The 13662-nt window shown below is 50.4% G+C and carries 12 protein-coding genes; 5 read left to right on the top strand and 7 right to left on the bottom strand.

Annotated elements, in window-relative coordinates; genetic code table 11:
* Window positions 1-20: 20 nt before the first annotated feature.
* Both QOT07_RS20375 and QOT07_RS20370 read right to left on the bottom strand, forming a co-directional pair.
* Window positions 21-1487 carry an aldehyde dehydrogenase family protein gene (locus tag QOT07_RS20375; protein ID WP_283603819.1) on the bottom strand — a complete coding sequence of 489 codons (1467 nt, stop codon included), beginning with the start codon at window positions 1485-1487 and terminating at the stop codon, window positions 21-23.
* Between the two features lie 264 nt (window positions 1488-1751).
* Window positions 1752-2189, bottom strand: coding sequence for a winged helix-turn-helix transcriptional regulator (locus tag QOT07_RS20370; RefSeq protein ID WP_283603818.1), 438 nt, complete (start codon window positions 2187-2189; stop codon window positions 1752-1754).
* 87 nt (window positions 2190-2276) lie between these two features.
* On the opposite strand from QOT07_RS20370, the gene QOT07_RS20365 reads away from it, so the two are divergent.
* Together QOT07_RS20365 and QOT07_RS20360 are read left to right on the top strand one after the other, a co-directional pair.
* Complete coding sequence (locus QOT07_RS20365) at window positions 2277-3218, top strand: aromatic alcohol reductase (RefSeq protein WP_283603817.1); 942 nt, start codon at window positions 2277-2279, stop codon at window positions 3216-3218.
* 287 nt (window positions 3219-3505) lie between these two features.
* Window positions 3506-4846, top strand: a complete 1341-nt coding sequence (locus QOT07_RS20360) for an anaerobic C4-dicarboxylate transporter (protein ID WP_219016882.1) — start codon at window positions 3506-3508, stop codon at window positions 4844-4846.
* Between the two features lie 166 nt (window positions 4847-5012).
* Here QOT07_RS20360 and cspE read toward each other — a convergent pair whose 3' ends face one another.
* The 4 genes from cspE to QOT07_RS20340 form a co-directional block, all read right to left on the bottom strand.
* Window positions 5013-5225: a transcription antiterminator/RNA stability regulator CspE gene (gene cspE, locus QOT07_RS20355; RefSeq protein ID WP_085118662.1), complete on the bottom strand. Its 213-nt coding sequence runs from the start codon at window positions 5223-5225 to the stop codon at window positions 5013-5015.
* Between the two features lie 1161 nt (window positions 5226-6386).
* Window positions 6387-6692 (bottom strand): chaperone modulator CbpM, encoded by a 306-nt coding sequence (gene cbpM / locus QOT07_RS20350; protein WP_099063812.1) that lies wholly within the window; start codon window positions 6690-6692, stop codon window positions 6387-6389.
* Complete coding sequence (gene cbpA / locus QOT07_RS20345; protein ID WP_261285211.1) at window positions 6685-7614, bottom strand: curved DNA-binding protein; 930 nt, start codon at window positions 7612-7614, stop codon at window positions 6685-6687. The genes cbpM and cbpA overlap by 8 nt, the downstream gene beginning before the upstream one ends.
* A gap of 155 nt (window positions 7615-7769) precedes the next feature.
* A complete protein-coding gene (locus tag QOT07_RS20340) occupies window positions 7770-8339 on the bottom strand; it encodes an HdeD family acid-resistance protein (RefSeq protein ID WP_112347269.1) in 570 nt (189 codons plus the stop codon).
* A 214-nt stretch (window positions 8340-8553) separates the two neighbouring features.
* Here QOT07_RS20340 and QOT07_RS20335 point away from each other — a divergent pair, with 214 nt between their 5' ends.
* Window positions 8554-10320: an ABCB family ABC transporter ATP-binding protein/permease gene (locus tag QOT07_RS20335; RefSeq protein ID WP_283604403.1), complete on the top strand. Its 1767-nt coding sequence runs from the start codon at window positions 8554-8556 to the stop codon at window positions 10318-10320.
* Between the two features lie 44 nt (window positions 10321-10364).
* On the opposite strand, the gene QOT07_RS20330 is transcribed toward QOT07_RS20335, so the two are convergent.
* Window positions 10365-10754 (bottom strand): tautomerase family protein, encoded by a 390-nt coding sequence (locus tag QOT07_RS20330; RefSeq protein WP_283603816.1) that lies wholly within the window; start codon window positions 10752-10754, stop codon window positions 10365-10367.
* Window positions 10755-10902: 148 nt separating this feature from the next.
* On the opposite strand from QOT07_RS20330, the gene QOT07_RS20325 reads away from it, so the two are divergent.
* A complete protein-coding gene (locus QOT07_RS20325) occupies window positions 10903-11856 on the top strand; it encodes a LysR family transcriptional regulator (RefSeq protein ID WP_283604401.1) in 954 nt (317 codons plus the stop codon).
* A gap of 533 nt (window positions 11857-12389) precedes the next feature.
* A complete protein-coding gene (locus QOT07_RS20320; RefSeq protein ID WP_261428301.1) occupies window positions 12390-13655 on the top strand; it encodes an MFS transporter in 1266 nt (421 codons plus the stop codon).
* Window positions 13656-13662: the final 7 nt, after the last annotated feature.

The following is a 13662-nucleotide window of genomic DNA, read 5'->3' as shown; positions in this document are numbered from 1 at the left end:
CGTCCATGTGCAGTGATTCCTTAATTAATAGCGAACCAAGCGTCAGGCGTTGTCGTCTGCAGGGTCACTGTTTTTATTTGTGTATAAGAATTCAGGGTTTCTTTGCAAAAATCTCTGCCGATACCACTGTTTTTATATCCGCCAAAGGCCGTGCCCTCGGCGAGGTTGGAATAACGGTTGACCCAGACTGAGCCTGCCTCTAGTTTATCCGCGGTTTCCATGGCATTTTTTAGACTACTGGTGTAAATACCTGAAGCCAATCCATACTCGTTATCATTTGCCTGTTTGATCATCTCGTCATAATCGGACCATTTAATTAATGTAAGCACGGGGCCGAATATCTCTTCCTGACAGATCTTCATATGATTCTCAGCAGCGAAGATTGTCGGTTCGATAAAATAACCATGTTCACAGCCGAAAATTGTACGTCTATTCCCGCCGACCAATAGTGTAGCACCCTCATCAATACCTGCTTGGATATATGAAAGTACCCGCTTACCCTGTTTTTCTGACACCAGGCAACTGATCCTGGATTGCTCATCTAAAGGAGAACCTACTTGCACCCGTTTGAATGACTCAACCAGTTTGGCGCTGAAGCTATCATAAATATCAGAATGAACAAATAGTCGGGTACCGGCCAAACAAGATTGACCATTATTGAGGAGGGCTGCAAAGGTGACGTTGTCGACTACCGCATCGATATTACTGATGTCGGGAAACACGATATTAGGGCTCTTTCCCCCTAATTCCAGAGTGACGGGCACTAATCTTTCTGCTGCCACTTTCGCTACTATCCTGCCCACTTCAGTACTGCCAGTGAAAGAAAGCTTGCGGACTTTTTTATTCCCGGTTAAGGCTGGGCCCACTATATTTCCGAACCCGGTTACGATGTTAATCACGCCAGCAGGGAAGACGTTAGCAATATGCTTGGCCAGCTCCAGTGTTGATAACGAAGCATTTTCATCCGCTTTTAACACCACCGTATTGCCTGTCACTAATGCCGGTGCCAGCTTAAAGGCTGCCATAATCGCCGGCGTGTTCCAGGGAATTATCTGCCCGCAAATACCGAGAGGTTCACGTTTAGCCAGACTATAGCCATCTGCAATACTTCTGCCGGTGTCTTCATGGCCCATGATTATTGAGGCAAAATAACGGTAATGGCGTACAGCGATTTGATAATCTCGACGTAATTCATTGATGCAGCGTCCGACATCCAGGGCATCAATTTGGGCCATTCGTTCCGAATCATTCTCAAGCAGATTAGCCAACTGAAGGACCATCTGCGCTCGAGCTTGCTGTCCCAATGCTTTCCAGGCAGGAAAGGCGCCTTCGGCAGCCAGTACGGCACGTTCTACATCCTGTTCATTGCAGTAATACAAGTCAGCAAGGTGCTCGCCGGTGGAAGGGGAAATGATTGGGTGCAGATCCGTATTATGTAGTTCAAATACACCGTTGATTAGTGGCCCATAAACTTTATCTAACTTCATGTAAATTCTCGCTTATAACGATATCGATACCGACGCCATGCCAATATTTATTTGAGCTAGCCTGAATCAGAACAACTTTATTTTTAAATTTACCTTTTTGCATGAGTTGGGTGCGCGAGAAGACTACAGGACGCCAGGTTCAGACTGCATAACCGAACGAACATAAAGCATTATCAATCGGACAGGGCTGCCGGTGGATCAGATGACGATGAAGTCGTTGCATGTTGTCGTACCCAATCCCGGATTTTCTGAAGCTTTGCTTCGTTAGATCGCCGTCTTTTCACCGCTATCATCACTAACCCTGACCATAAATTTGCTGCGGGAATCACGGATCGCGACAATGTTAGTCAGGATCCATTCCCACATCGGCAACATATTAACCAGAATGCCTTCGCCAGTTGGTGTCAGCCGATATTCCACATGAGGATGCGGATATTTTTGTTGAAAGTCATGGCGACTGATCAACCCGTCACGCTCCAGATGACGCAGTGTCCGCGTCAGCATGCGCTGAGTCACCCCCGTGATGGCACGGCCCAGCTCGGCATGACGCAAGGGCCCGCGGGTGCCTAGTGCATAGATGATGCTCAGAGACCAACGGTTGCCGGTATGCGTGAGCACTTCACGTTTTAAGCCATCGTCATCATCGCTGAGTGCGCTGCATATTTCGGCAAATTTGGCCTTTTGTTCGTCGCTGAGTGTCATTTCATCCTCGCAGTATCAATGGTGTGCCTGATTGCTCCCCTGTTATCAGGCTGACAGGATATGCCGACCAATACAGCAGGAGAGAGTATGAGCATCTCAAATAATCGTCAAATATCTAATATTCTGATCCTGGGGGCCGGCGAACTTGGCATGGCCATGTTGAACGGATTCGTGAAGGAAAAAGAACGGCGGCCCGAAGTCAAGCTGACGGTGCTGCTGCGGCCCTCATCACCAGGCAAGACCTCACCGGAAAGCCAGTCCCGCCAAAGACAGCTTGAAGCTTGGGGTGTCGATATTGTTACCGCAGATTTTAGTCGGCAATCGGAACAGGAATTGGCAACGATTTTTGCCCACTATGATGCCGTAATTAACTGCAGTGGCTTTGTCGGTGGTAAAGGAACACAGCTTAAAATTACGCGTGCCGTACTGCTGGCTGAGGTTGCCCGTTATTTTCCCTGGCAGTTCGGGGTTGATTACGATCGTATCGGTATGGGGAGCGGTCAACCGGTATGGGATGAGCAGCTTGCTGTACGGGGCCTGCTGCGCGCACAACAAAGGACCCGTTGGGTCATCGTATCCACGGGAATGTTCACCAGCTATCTTTTCGAACCCAGCTTCGGCGTGGTTGAAAGAAAGAGTCGCCGGGTTAATGCGCCCGGTAACGCAGACTACTCAGTCACCCTGACCACCCCTGAAGATATCGGTCAGCTGACGGCAAAGATTTTTTTCCATCGGCCGCAGTGCGACAACGAAATTATTCATATCGCAGGGGATAGCATTACTTACCGCCAGCTCGCTGAACGGCTCAGTGAACATGACCGATGTCTTTATACTCTGGTGGTCGAGGATCACCAGGCACTGCAGGATGCGGTGGCTGTGTCACCGGAGAGTCTGACGGCCGCCTACCGGCTGGCGTTTGCTCGTGCAGATGGCGTCTCTTGGGATAAAACGATGACCTACAATGTCCGCCAGGGTATCCCGGTGATGGACGTCAGGGAATGGTTGAAACAGCAACGAACAGGTTTTTAATCTATCACTGCCAGCCTTGCTGGCAGTGATAAATCATTTTCAATTTAAAGCAGGAGGTTTTTTCTGCTGACTATTATATAGCGTATTCGTTTACAGGTTTTTATTATAATTAACTTTCGTTCATTACAAAATAAACATAAAAATAACCATATTTAAACAAGCTAATTTACACGTAAATATTTGATGGTTTTTTAACTATAAAAACCATCTGTTTGTGATCGCTATCCCTCAATGAAAATGAAAAGAAGTTAATTATTAGCCTTCTTAAAAAGAATAATGAGGTTAGCATGTTATTTACTATTCAACTTATTGTCATACTGATCTGTCTCTTTTATGGAGCCAGAAAAGGTGGGATTGCACTGGGGCTACTTGGCGGTATTGGATTAATCATATTGGTTTTCGTTTTTCATCTACAACCCGGTAAACCGCCGGTTGATGTCATGCTGGTTATCATCGCCGTGGTGGCTGCGTCAGCAACGCTGCAAGCCTCCGGCGGGCTTGATGTGATGCTGCAAATTGCAGAGCGTTTACTGCGACGAAACCCTAAATATGTCTCCATCGTTGCACCCTTCGTGACCTGCATACTGACCATTCTCTGTGGTACCGGGCATGTGGTGTACACCATCTTGCCGATAATCTATGACGTGGCAATCAAGAATAACATTCGTCCCGAAAGGCCTATGGCCGCCAGCTCTATTGGGGCGCAGATGGGCATTATTGCCAGCCCGGTGTCAGTCGCCGTGGTGTCACTGGTCGCCATGTTGGGTAATTTTACCTTTAATGGTAAACATCTGGAGTTTTTGGATCTGCTGGCGATCACTATTCCATCCACCCTGTGCGGTATTCTTGCTATTGGTATATTCAGTTGGTTCCGGGGTAAAGATCTGGATAAAGATGAAAAGTTCCAAAGCTACATTTCAGATCCGGAAAACTATAAGTACGTCTATGGCGACACGGCAACATTGCTGGATAAAAAATTACCTACCAGCAATTGGGTGGCCATGTGGATTTTCCTGGGGACTATCGCTATTGTTGCGCTACTGGGAGCCTTTTCCGAGCTGCGTCCATTAATCAATGGAAAACCGCTGTCCATGGTGCTGGTTATCCAGATGTTTATGTTATGTGCAGGCGCGGTCATTATTATTGCTACCAAAACCAACCCGGCTAATATCTCTAAAAACGAAGTTTTCCGTTCAGGTATGATCGCTATAGTGGCGGTTTATGGTATCGCCTGGATGGCCGAAACGATGTTTGGTGCTCATCTGGAAGAGATAAAATCGGTACTGGGCACCATTGTTAAAGAATACCCTTGGGCGTACGCCATCGTTTTGCTGATCGTTTCCAAGTTTGTTAACTCCCAGGCTGCCGCACTGGCCGCGATTGTTCCTGTGGCATTGGCCATCGGTGTTGACCCTGCCTATATCGTTGCTTCTGCACCGGCCTGCTACGGCTACTATATTTTGCCTACCTACCCAAGCGATCTGGCCGCCATTCAGTTCGACCGTTCAGGGACAACCAATATCGGACGATTTGTTATCAACCACAGCTTTATCCTGGTCGGTTTGATTGGGGTTTCCGTTTCCTGCGTGATGGGGTGGGTCCTGGCGGCGGCATACGGCTTCTTGTAACGGGGTGGGGCGTAGCGGTGGATAAAACCGTTTGTTGATGAGTCACTATTTGCTTAGAAAAGAAATGCAAAAAACCCGCTCAAAGCGGGTTTTTTTATCACTAATGCTTAACTGCTCAGGCTGGTGCCTTCATCGCTATCGTAAGTTTTAGCGAGATTATCGGCGATTAAAGCGCGATAACATTAACAGCAGATGGGCCTTTAGCGCCGTCCTCAATAGAGAACTCCACTTTCTGACCTTCATCCAAGGTTTTAAAATCGCTGCTCTGGATAGCGGAGAAATGTACGAAGACATCTTTGCTGCCATCTTGTGGAGTGATAAAGCCGAAGCCTTTGTCAGCGTTAAACCATTTTACTAAACCAGTCATTTTGTTAGACATAGATATATCCTTTTCATTTTTTGAGCCACTCAACGTGGCGAACATGGCCTGTTTTGCAGATTTTTACTTATTGGGCACTTAGGAGGAGGCTCATGAAGAAGGGTATCTAGAGATAACGCTTGAACTGAGAACTGCTTTACTAAAACTGCTTTCATAAGGTCTGTGTTCCAAACCGATGCCGCCATAGTAGGCTTGGTTTGATTTATTAAGCAAGGATTAATTTTTTTAATGTCATCGGCTGGTCAATATATCCCTGGTGCTGCATGAGGGATGAGGACAGAGCTCAGGCTGTGTCGCCGGCATCTTTTATCGTCATGTGTGGCTGATGCATAAAAGATAAAAGCCCTGACAAGGATTGCCAGGGCTTTTAAGGTACTATCAACTTCAAATTTAACATTAATGAACTTACTAATTTCTTACTGCTAAGGTACTACCATTAAATGTACAGGTTTAACACAGATAATATTGGGCGAACTAAAACCTCCCCTATATTTACCAGTTTACGGTCCTCACCAATCTGAATGAATATTCGAAGATTGGGCATCTTAAACAGTACATCTCCCCTCGCGATATAGACTCTTTGATGCGTGGCCTCACTTCCGTTGCGATTTTGGTACACTAACTTTGAAAAAAAACAAATCGCAAGCAAAAAACAGTTAAATCATGGCCTTACATCATCGCGTTTTGGTACACACCCTGCGATTGTAGTACTGACTACCTGGCCTTAAAGCTTCATCCAATGAGGATTTACTTTTCCTCAATATGATGGCCCATACAACAAGTGCTTCGTGGCCTTTATCGCAAAAAAAACTTTGATAACTTATTTCTAACACTTTAACTATTATCAGCTGGCTATTGTTTCGCTGCTGATGAATACCAATCTACTAGTTTTTAACAGGGTGTCAATACTGTTTTTAATATCATGTTTTTAATAACATGTCTTTATTGACAGTATTGATAAAAATCATCCATTAAGCCTTATCCAGAAGCTGTTTTCAGCGGTGCAGCCTCATTTTTTTGGCTTTATTCTGTCGGGATTTTGTTTATGAATGATGCTGAAGGGCGGGGGGGGAATATGTATCGTTTTATTAGCCAAGAAAAACAAGATTATAACCGCACTGAGGCAGCCCGCTGCCAGGGCAACGGGCTGTTTTCACGCCATCAGGATTTGGCAACAAACCGCGCCAGCCGTTGGTGTAGCTGATTGTTTTCTTTGCGTAATTGCTCAATTTCTTCCAGCAGGGTCAGCGTGACCGCAATGCCAGGCCAGTCCAACGCCAGTTCACGGTGCAATTGTTCAGCACGATGGAAAGTGATTAACGCACGATCGTCAAAGATCCAGTCTTCCGTCGCGGGATCGCGTGGTTGAATCACCCCCAGTCCGACAATTTCGGTCAGTTCATCCTGTGAAACGCCGGTATGCAGGCAAAACTCGGTAATGGTGAAAGTTACTTTTACGTTAGCCATTTTGCTTACTCCACTCTTTGCGTGGATCAAAGGTCTGCTGGGCTTCCGCCAACTGCTGCCATAGCGCGGCGCTTTTTTCGTCCGGCTTCGGTGGCATCATGACCTTGATCACCGCATACAAATCCCCGGTTTCTTTTTTGCCGACCAGGCCTTTCCCTTTGATGCGCAAGCGCTGCCCGGTTTGGCAGCCGGCAGGAATGGTCAGCAGAATGCTGTCTTTCAGCGTGGGGACCGGCACCTTGGCGCCCAGTGCGGCTTCCCATGGGGCGACTGGCAGGACGATCTCCAGATTGTGGCCGACAATGTCGAACAGCGGGTGCGGCGCAATGCGAATAATCAGGTAGAGATCGCCGTTAGCACCGCCGTCAGTCCCGGCCGCGCCCTGGCCTTTCAGGCGAATACGCTCGCCATCGCCGACACCGGCGGGGATTTTCACATTAAGGGTTTTGGGGACTTCCTGCTCCACCATGCCGAAGGCGTTATACACCGGCAGGCTATAGCGAATAGTACGGGTTTGCTCGGTCTGGGTTTCTTCCAGGAAGATCGCCACTTCCATCTCAATATCCTGGCCGCGCATGCCCTGGCGTCGTTGGCGATGCTGCTGAGCCCGGGCGTGTTCGCCGAACATAGAGGAAAAGATATCGGAAAAGTCTTCGGCGTTATGGGTATTGCCGTGCTGCGTCTGGCGGCCAAAATTGGGGTCGTTACGGTGCTGGCGCAGTTGATCATATTCGGCGCGACGCTCTTCGTCTTTCAGCACCTCATAGGCTTCGGCAACCAGTTTGAACTGCTCTTCGGCGTTCGATTCGGTACTGACGTCGGGGTGATACTTTCGCGCCAGTCGGCGATAGGCAGTTTTGATTGCCTTGAGATCGTCCGCTGGTTTAACCCCTAAAATGGCGTAGTAATCCTTGAATTCCATAGCGTTATCATCTCACTTCAATCTTTGGTCAGGGGGGGTAGTTGAGCCTGTATTGGGTGAAACTTTACTCTTAGTCGGGCAGTTTGTCGTTAAGGTCCCGACGTCATCGGCGGCTTTAGCGCCAAAAAGCGGAGCCGGGTGGCTCCGCAATGGGATCACGCGCGTTTCAGTTGTCGGGCAACCTGGAACAGGCTGAAGGAGCTGAACAGCATTTCAATACCGACAATAGTGGTGACCAGCACCACGGACGTCATCGGATCGGCGCTGAGCAGTAACCAGGCAATCGCCAGATCCAAAACGCCAATCACCAGCTGCAGCCAGCTTCCTTTGACCTCACGCAGCTTGTAGCCGGCGATCAACCGCACAATACCGCCCAGCGCAAACAAAGCCGCGAGATAAATCGCCATGGCGAAAATACCTACCGCCGGGTTGGTGATAAAAACGTAGCCGATAATAAGGTAAGCCACCCCGAGCAGGATGCCGCCGATCATTGGCCAGGTATTTTGCACCCGATTGGCAACCATGCCGAAAATCAGACCGAAGCCGCTCAGCAGCAAGAAAATCCCCACCACCATACTGATCGCTGCGCCCGAGGCAAAGGGGCTGAACAGGCAGAAAAGGCCGCCTAATAGCAGCAATATCGAGATGATTAACAGCGGGGTGCGTTGTTTCTTTAGACTCTGTTCGTCGATTTTCAACGAATGAAGATGGTTCATATTTAGCATGATGTAACTCCCTTGTTTTGAATGTCCTGTACAGTCCCACTGACTATTATAGTGGAACACGCCACCTTGAGGATGATGCCTGGCTGCGGTGTATTGACTCTGCGTACCAAAAAGAGCCACAGGGGTGGATTACATAAGGTTTTTCATGGCATACGTGCCAGAATAGATCATAAGCCGATACTGCGCTGCTGACCGAGATGATAGATAGCCGATGATGGATCCCTCCCGCTTACTGAAATTTTTGCTGCCTTACCTGTGGCCTAAAGATAACCCTAAACTGCGTTATTACCTGGTAATCGCCTTCGTCTTTATGGTGATTTCGAAGGTCAGCATCACGCTGGTGCCGCTGGCGTACAAAGCGATGATCGACGCCCTGAGCGGCGAAACCGCCAGGATGCTGGCCATTCCCATGGGTTTGATCCTGGCCTATGGCGTCGCGCGTATCGGTGGCGCGTTATTTGAAGAGCTGCGCAACGTGATGTTTGTGCATGTCAGCCAGAATGCCACCCGATTATTGGGGCTGCGGGTCTTCAGACAGTTGCACGCGCTGAGCCTGCGTTTTCATCTGGAGCGCCAAACCGGCGGGTTGTCGTTATCGATCGAACGTGGCACCCAGGCGGTAGCGACGGTGCTTTCGCGGCTGCTGTTCTCCATTTTCCCCATCTTGTTCGAAATCACCCTGGTCTCGGTGATTATGTGGCATCTGCTAAACGGCTGGTTTGCCCTGGCGATCCTGGCGACGGTAGGCTGTTATATCCTGTTCACCGTCATGGCCGTGCGTTGGCGAACCCGCTTTAGGCGTGAGCTCAACCAGGCCAATGCCGATACCAACAGCAAGTCGATCGACAGCCTGCTGAATTACGAGACGGTTAAATACTTCGGTAACGAAAACTTTGAGGCCGACCGTTTCAATATGTCGCGCCGGCTGTACGAATATGCCGCCATCAAGAACCAGTTCAGTTTTACCGCCATCAACCTCGGACAGACCGCCATTATCTCCATTGGGCTGATTGTGATGATGGCGATGGCGGCACAGGGCATTGTGCAAGGGCGGATGACGGTCGGTGACTTTGTGCTGGTGAATGCCTATCTGCTGCAACTCTATCAGCCACTGAATTTCTTCGGTTTTATTTATGCCGAAGTCAGGCAGGCGCTGATCGATATGGAAAACATGTTCGATTTACTGCAGGAAGAGCAGGAGATTGTCGATAAGCCGGATGCGAAGGAGCTGCAACTGACCGCGGGCGAAGTGAGTTTTGACTCGGTCAGCTTTGGCTATGATGTGCGGCGGCCGATCCTGAAAAACGTCAGCTTCACCATCCCGGCCGGTAATACGGTCGCGGTTGTTGGTGCCTCGGGGGCCGGTAAATCTACCTTGTCCCGGCTGCTGTTTCGTTTCTATGACGTGAGCAGCGGGGCGGTCTCGATTGACGGTCAGGATATTCGTGACCTGAAGCAGGCCAGCCTGCGCGCGGCGATCGGCATCGTGCCGCAGGATACCGTGTTGTTCAACGATACGCTGGGCTACAACATCGGCTACGGCAAAACCGGTTCAAGCCAGGAAGAAATCGAGCGGGCAGCCAGGTTGGCGCACATTCACGAATTTATTGTCGGCCTGCCTGATGGTTATGAAACCCGGGTGGGGGAGCGTGGGCTGAAGCTGTCGGGCGGCGAAAAGCAGCGGGTGGCGATTGCTCGTACCATCCTGAAAAATCCGGCGATCCTGGTTTTTGACGAAGCGACCAGCGCGCTGGATACTCAGACCGAGCGCGAAATTCAAGCTCACCTGCGTGAAGTCAGCCGTGACCATACCACGCTGGTGATTGCCCACCGGTTGTCGACGGTGGTGGATGCCGATGAAATCATCGTACTGGAAGCCGGTGAAATCGTTGAGCGAGGGCGGCATGACGCCTTACTGGCCAGCAATGGCCGCTACGCCGCCATGTGGCAAAGCCAATATAACGACGAACAGCAGCCCTGAGGGTTCTAACCCCGGGCACTATGTCGCGCCTGGGGGATCACCGGTTAAAGATCGCCGGTCAGGTATTGCGCTACACCGTTGCCGAAACTCCAGTCCCCTTTGCTATTGGTGGTGATTGACACCATCAGGTCGCTGCCTTCAATCCCACAGCTTTCCTTCAACTCACGGCTGAGATCGGCATAAAACCGCTGTTTCTGTTCCTCGGCCCGCGGGCTGGTAATCACCCGTACCACCACCAGAGCGCGGGTGCGGGTCAGATTCAGCCCGGTGTCTTCAATCACCATATGCTGGGCTTTGTTTTCATGAACAATCTGGTAGCGATCGCGCGAGGGCACCTCAAAGGCGCTGAGCACCGCACGGTGGGCGGCATCGAGCAGGGTTTTCAGTTCGGCTTCGCTGCGGCCCTCGATGACTTCAAAGATAAGTAATGGCATTTTCATAATCCCGTCAGTAAGTTAATGAGTTCTGCCATGTGCAGGGCAGCGTTTTATTCTCGCTTTTGATAACCCATCTTAGCCAAGCCCAGGGGCGGGAAGAAGCGCTATACTTGAACTCATTGTTTATATAAATGAACAGTCGATGATGAAAAACCCAAAAATAGAAACCCTGTGGACCCATTTGCACTGGCTCACCATCTTGGCCGAGCAGGGCAGCTTTACCCGTGCGGCGGAGCGGCTGGACGTCAGCAAAGCGGCGATGAGTCAAAAAATCAAAGAGATCGAAACCCTGGCCGGGGTGCCGTTGGTACAACGCACGACTCGCAGCGTCAGGTTGACCGATGCCGGGCTGCGGCTGGTGGAGGAACTGCGTCAGCCTTTCGCGCAGATAAAACAGAGTTTTTCCGGCATTTGCGATTCGGCCGGGCCACTGCGCGGTTCTGTGCGGGTGACGGCGCCGGTGGCGTTTGCCCGCCAGCAACTGGTCCCTCGCATTACCGGTTTTCTGCGTGAGAATCCGGAGGTGCGGGTTCAGCTTGAGGTTTCCGACCGATTGGTGTCGTTAACCACCGAAGGGTTTGATTTGGCGATCCGCCACAGTGACAGCCTGCCGGATACCCACGTTGCCTGGCGGCTGTGTCCGACCGCAACGCTGACCGTGGCGTCGACAGACTACGTGAAACGGCACGGTATGCCGACATCGCCGGCCGATCTGCAACGGCATCAGTGTCTTTATTATCCCCGAGGCAATGAACAGCCTGGCTGGAGTTTTGTTGCCAAACAGGCGCCACAAGGCAAGGCGGAAAAGACCCGGGTCCTGGTCAGCGGGCCGTTTGCCACCAACAACAGCGAGTCGATTCGCGACGCTGCAGCGGAAGGGTTAGGTATTGCGCTGCTGCCAGATTTTAGCGCTCAGCAGGCATTGGCGGACGGCAGGTTGATCGAGGTATTACCTGCCTGGCGACCGGTCGATGCCTTTGCCGACAGCCTGTATGTGGTTCGACCCTATGCACCTCAGGTCTCCAGAGCGGTGACGGAATTCAGCCGCTATCTGCGCGGCGCTTTTGCCGAGGGGTTTACCACAGGGTTAGTGCGATGATCGCGTTGTGGCTCGGAGGATTGCTGTGATTCACATCACGATATGCGCTTTTTTACGCTTCAGTGGCGGTAATGTAAGCGCTGGAGAAGGGATTCCCTCAATGGAGTTAATTGCGAAAGCCACCACCGGATAAATGAAATGAATTCAACAGATAAAGATCACGCTGAATAAAGCACTGTCGAATAGAATAATAAATAAAGTTAAAGTGTAAAACGTTAATATATTTATGAAAATGATTAATTACGTGGTTTTTGGGGCGTGAGGAGTCCCAGTTAATAAAGTTTTATATATAAATAACAGAGTAATAAGATTAGTGATGTTAATAATAACCCGTCTGTAATGTACCTGACTCATCGATTTTCTGGTCACCGCTAACACCCGGTTGACAGCCTGCCCGCTTGCGATAAGTTTAAATTGTTAACATGTTAATAACATCCTGTCAGACCAACAGGCCCGCCGAATTCGGGGTGCCAAACAGAGGCTGTGAACAGGGATATTGTCACTTATCAGTTTACTAACAGGCAGATCACACCATGAAAAAATCGGTGGGGCGGGGTTCGATATTGAGTGAGGAAAACAGACTGTTGGTGATTCTGTTTTTTGTCTTTGGCTGTGTTTTTGTTGATCGTTTAACCATCTCCTTCCTGTTCCCGATGATTGCCGCCGATTTGCAGCTCAGCAATGTGCACCTTGGCACGCTGTCCGCGGTACTGGCGCTAACCTGGGCGCTGTCTGGTGCCGGGCTGGGAGCCATTGCCGATCGTTTTAATGTTCGCAAGCCGATGCTGATCGTCTCAATTATCGTATTCTCCTTATTCTCCGCATTATCTGGGTGGGTCAGTGGTTTTGCCATGCTGCTGATATTCCGTGCATTGATGGGCATTGCCGAAGGGCCGGTATTGCCGATTGCGCAGTCGCTGATGGTTGAAAAGTCACAGCCGCAGCGGCGCGGGTTCAATATGGGGTTGATCCAGGGTGCGGCACCGGGATTATTGGGCGGCATTATTGCTCCGCCGCTGATTATTTATCTGGCACAGAAGTGGGGCTGGAGTACGGCCTTTCACCTGACGGCCCTGCCGGGCATTATTCTGGCCTGGTTAATTTATAAATATGTTAACGGCAAAAAGGATCCGTCCTTCGCCGCCGAGCCGGCAGTAAAAAATCAGTCGGAAAAGGCCGCTTACGCCGAGTTATTCAAAATTAAAAATGTGGTGCTGTGCATCCTGATTTCCTGCGTATTCGTCACCTGGTTTATGGTCATTATTACCTTCACGCCCAGCTTCCTGGTGACCGCCCGTGGTTTCAGCGAGCAGTCGATGGGCGGCATCATGAGCGCCATCGGCGTTGCCTGGGTTTTCTGGGGCGTAGCGGTTCCGGCGATCTCGGACCGTATTGGCCGTAAGCCCACCTTAATCTTCTTCTCGTTGCTGGCGATTTGCTGCCCACTGTTTCTGAGCTATGTCGACAATCTGTGGTTATTGGGGGGACTGGTGTTTTTGTCCTATACCGGCCTGGGTTGCTTCACTCTGTTTATGGCCACCATACCGTCCGAAACCGTCTCGAAAGCCCGTATTGCCACCGCACTGGGGTTGGTCATGGGGATTGGCGAGGTGATCGGCGGTTGCCTGGCGCCGTTTACGGCAGGCTTGATCGCCGATCGTTACGGCCTGGTCAGCGTGATGTGGCTGGCGGCCACCGGCGCGGCCTGTGCGGTGGTATTAAGTTGTTTTCTCGATGAAACGGCACCCGCAGTGGTCAGCCGAAGAGCGTTGAAAAGTCAGGGTGTTGCCGACGTCTGAAATGGTT

Origin of the sequence: Serratia proteamaculans (assembly GCF_949794035.1) — a bacterium.
In the GTDB taxonomy this organism is placed as follows: Bacteria; Pseudomonadota; Gammaproteobacteria; order Enterobacterales; family Enterobacteriaceae; genus Serratia; species Serratia proteamaculans.
The sequence above is the reverse complement of the archived record's forward strand: the minus strand, read 5'-3'. Positions and strand labels throughout refer to the sequence as shown.

Excerpts from the sequence above, each read along its gene's own strand:
- cbpA (WP_261285211.1), bottom strand. The coding sequence starts at position 7,614 with ATGGAATTCAAGGATTACTACGCCATTTTAGGGGTTAAACCAGCGGAC.
- QOT07_RS20370 (WP_283603818.1), bottom strand. The coding sequence starts at position 2,189 with ATGACACTCAGCGACGAACAAAAGGCCAAATTTGCCGAAATATGCAGC.
- cbpM (WP_099063812.1), bottom strand. The coding sequence starts at position 6,692 with ATGGCTAACGTAAAAGTAACTTTCACCATTACCGAGTTTTGCCTGCAT.
- cspE (WP_085118662.1), bottom strand. The coding sequence starts at position 5,225 with ATGTCTAACAAAATGACTGGTTTAGTAAAATGGTTTAACGCTGACAAA.
- QOT07_RS20375 (WP_283603819.1), bottom strand. The coding sequence starts at position 1,487 with ATGAAGTTAGATAAAGTTTATGGGCCACTAATCAACGGTGTATTTGAA.
- QOT07_RS20340 (WP_112347269.1), bottom strand. The coding sequence starts at position 8,339 with ATGCTAAATATGAACCATCTTCATTCGTTGAAAATCGACGAACAGAGT.
- QOT07_RS20320 (WP_261428301.1), top strand. The coding sequence starts at position 12,390 with ATGAAAAAATCGGTGGGGCGGGGTTCGATATTGAGTGAGGAAAACAGA.
- QOT07_RS20335 (WP_283604403.1), top strand. The coding sequence starts at position 8,554 with ATGGATCCCTCCCGCTTACTGAAATTTTTGCTGCCTTACCTGTGGCCT.
- QOT07_RS20365 (WP_283603817.1), top strand. The coding sequence starts at position 2,277 with ATGAGCATCTCAAATAATCGTCAAATATCTAATATTCTGATCCTGGGG.
- QOT07_RS20325 (WP_283604401.1), top strand. The coding sequence starts at position 10,903 with ATGAAAAACCCAAAAATAGAAACCCTGTGGACCCATTTGCACTGGCTC.
- QOT07_RS20360 (WP_219016882.1), top strand. The coding sequence starts at position 3,506 with ATGTTATTTACTATTCAACTTATTGTCATACTGATCTGTCTCTTTTAT.
- QOT07_RS20330 (WP_283603816.1), bottom strand. The coding sequence starts at position 10,754 with ATGCCATTACTTATCTTTGAAGTCATCGAGGGCCGCAGCGAAGCCGAA.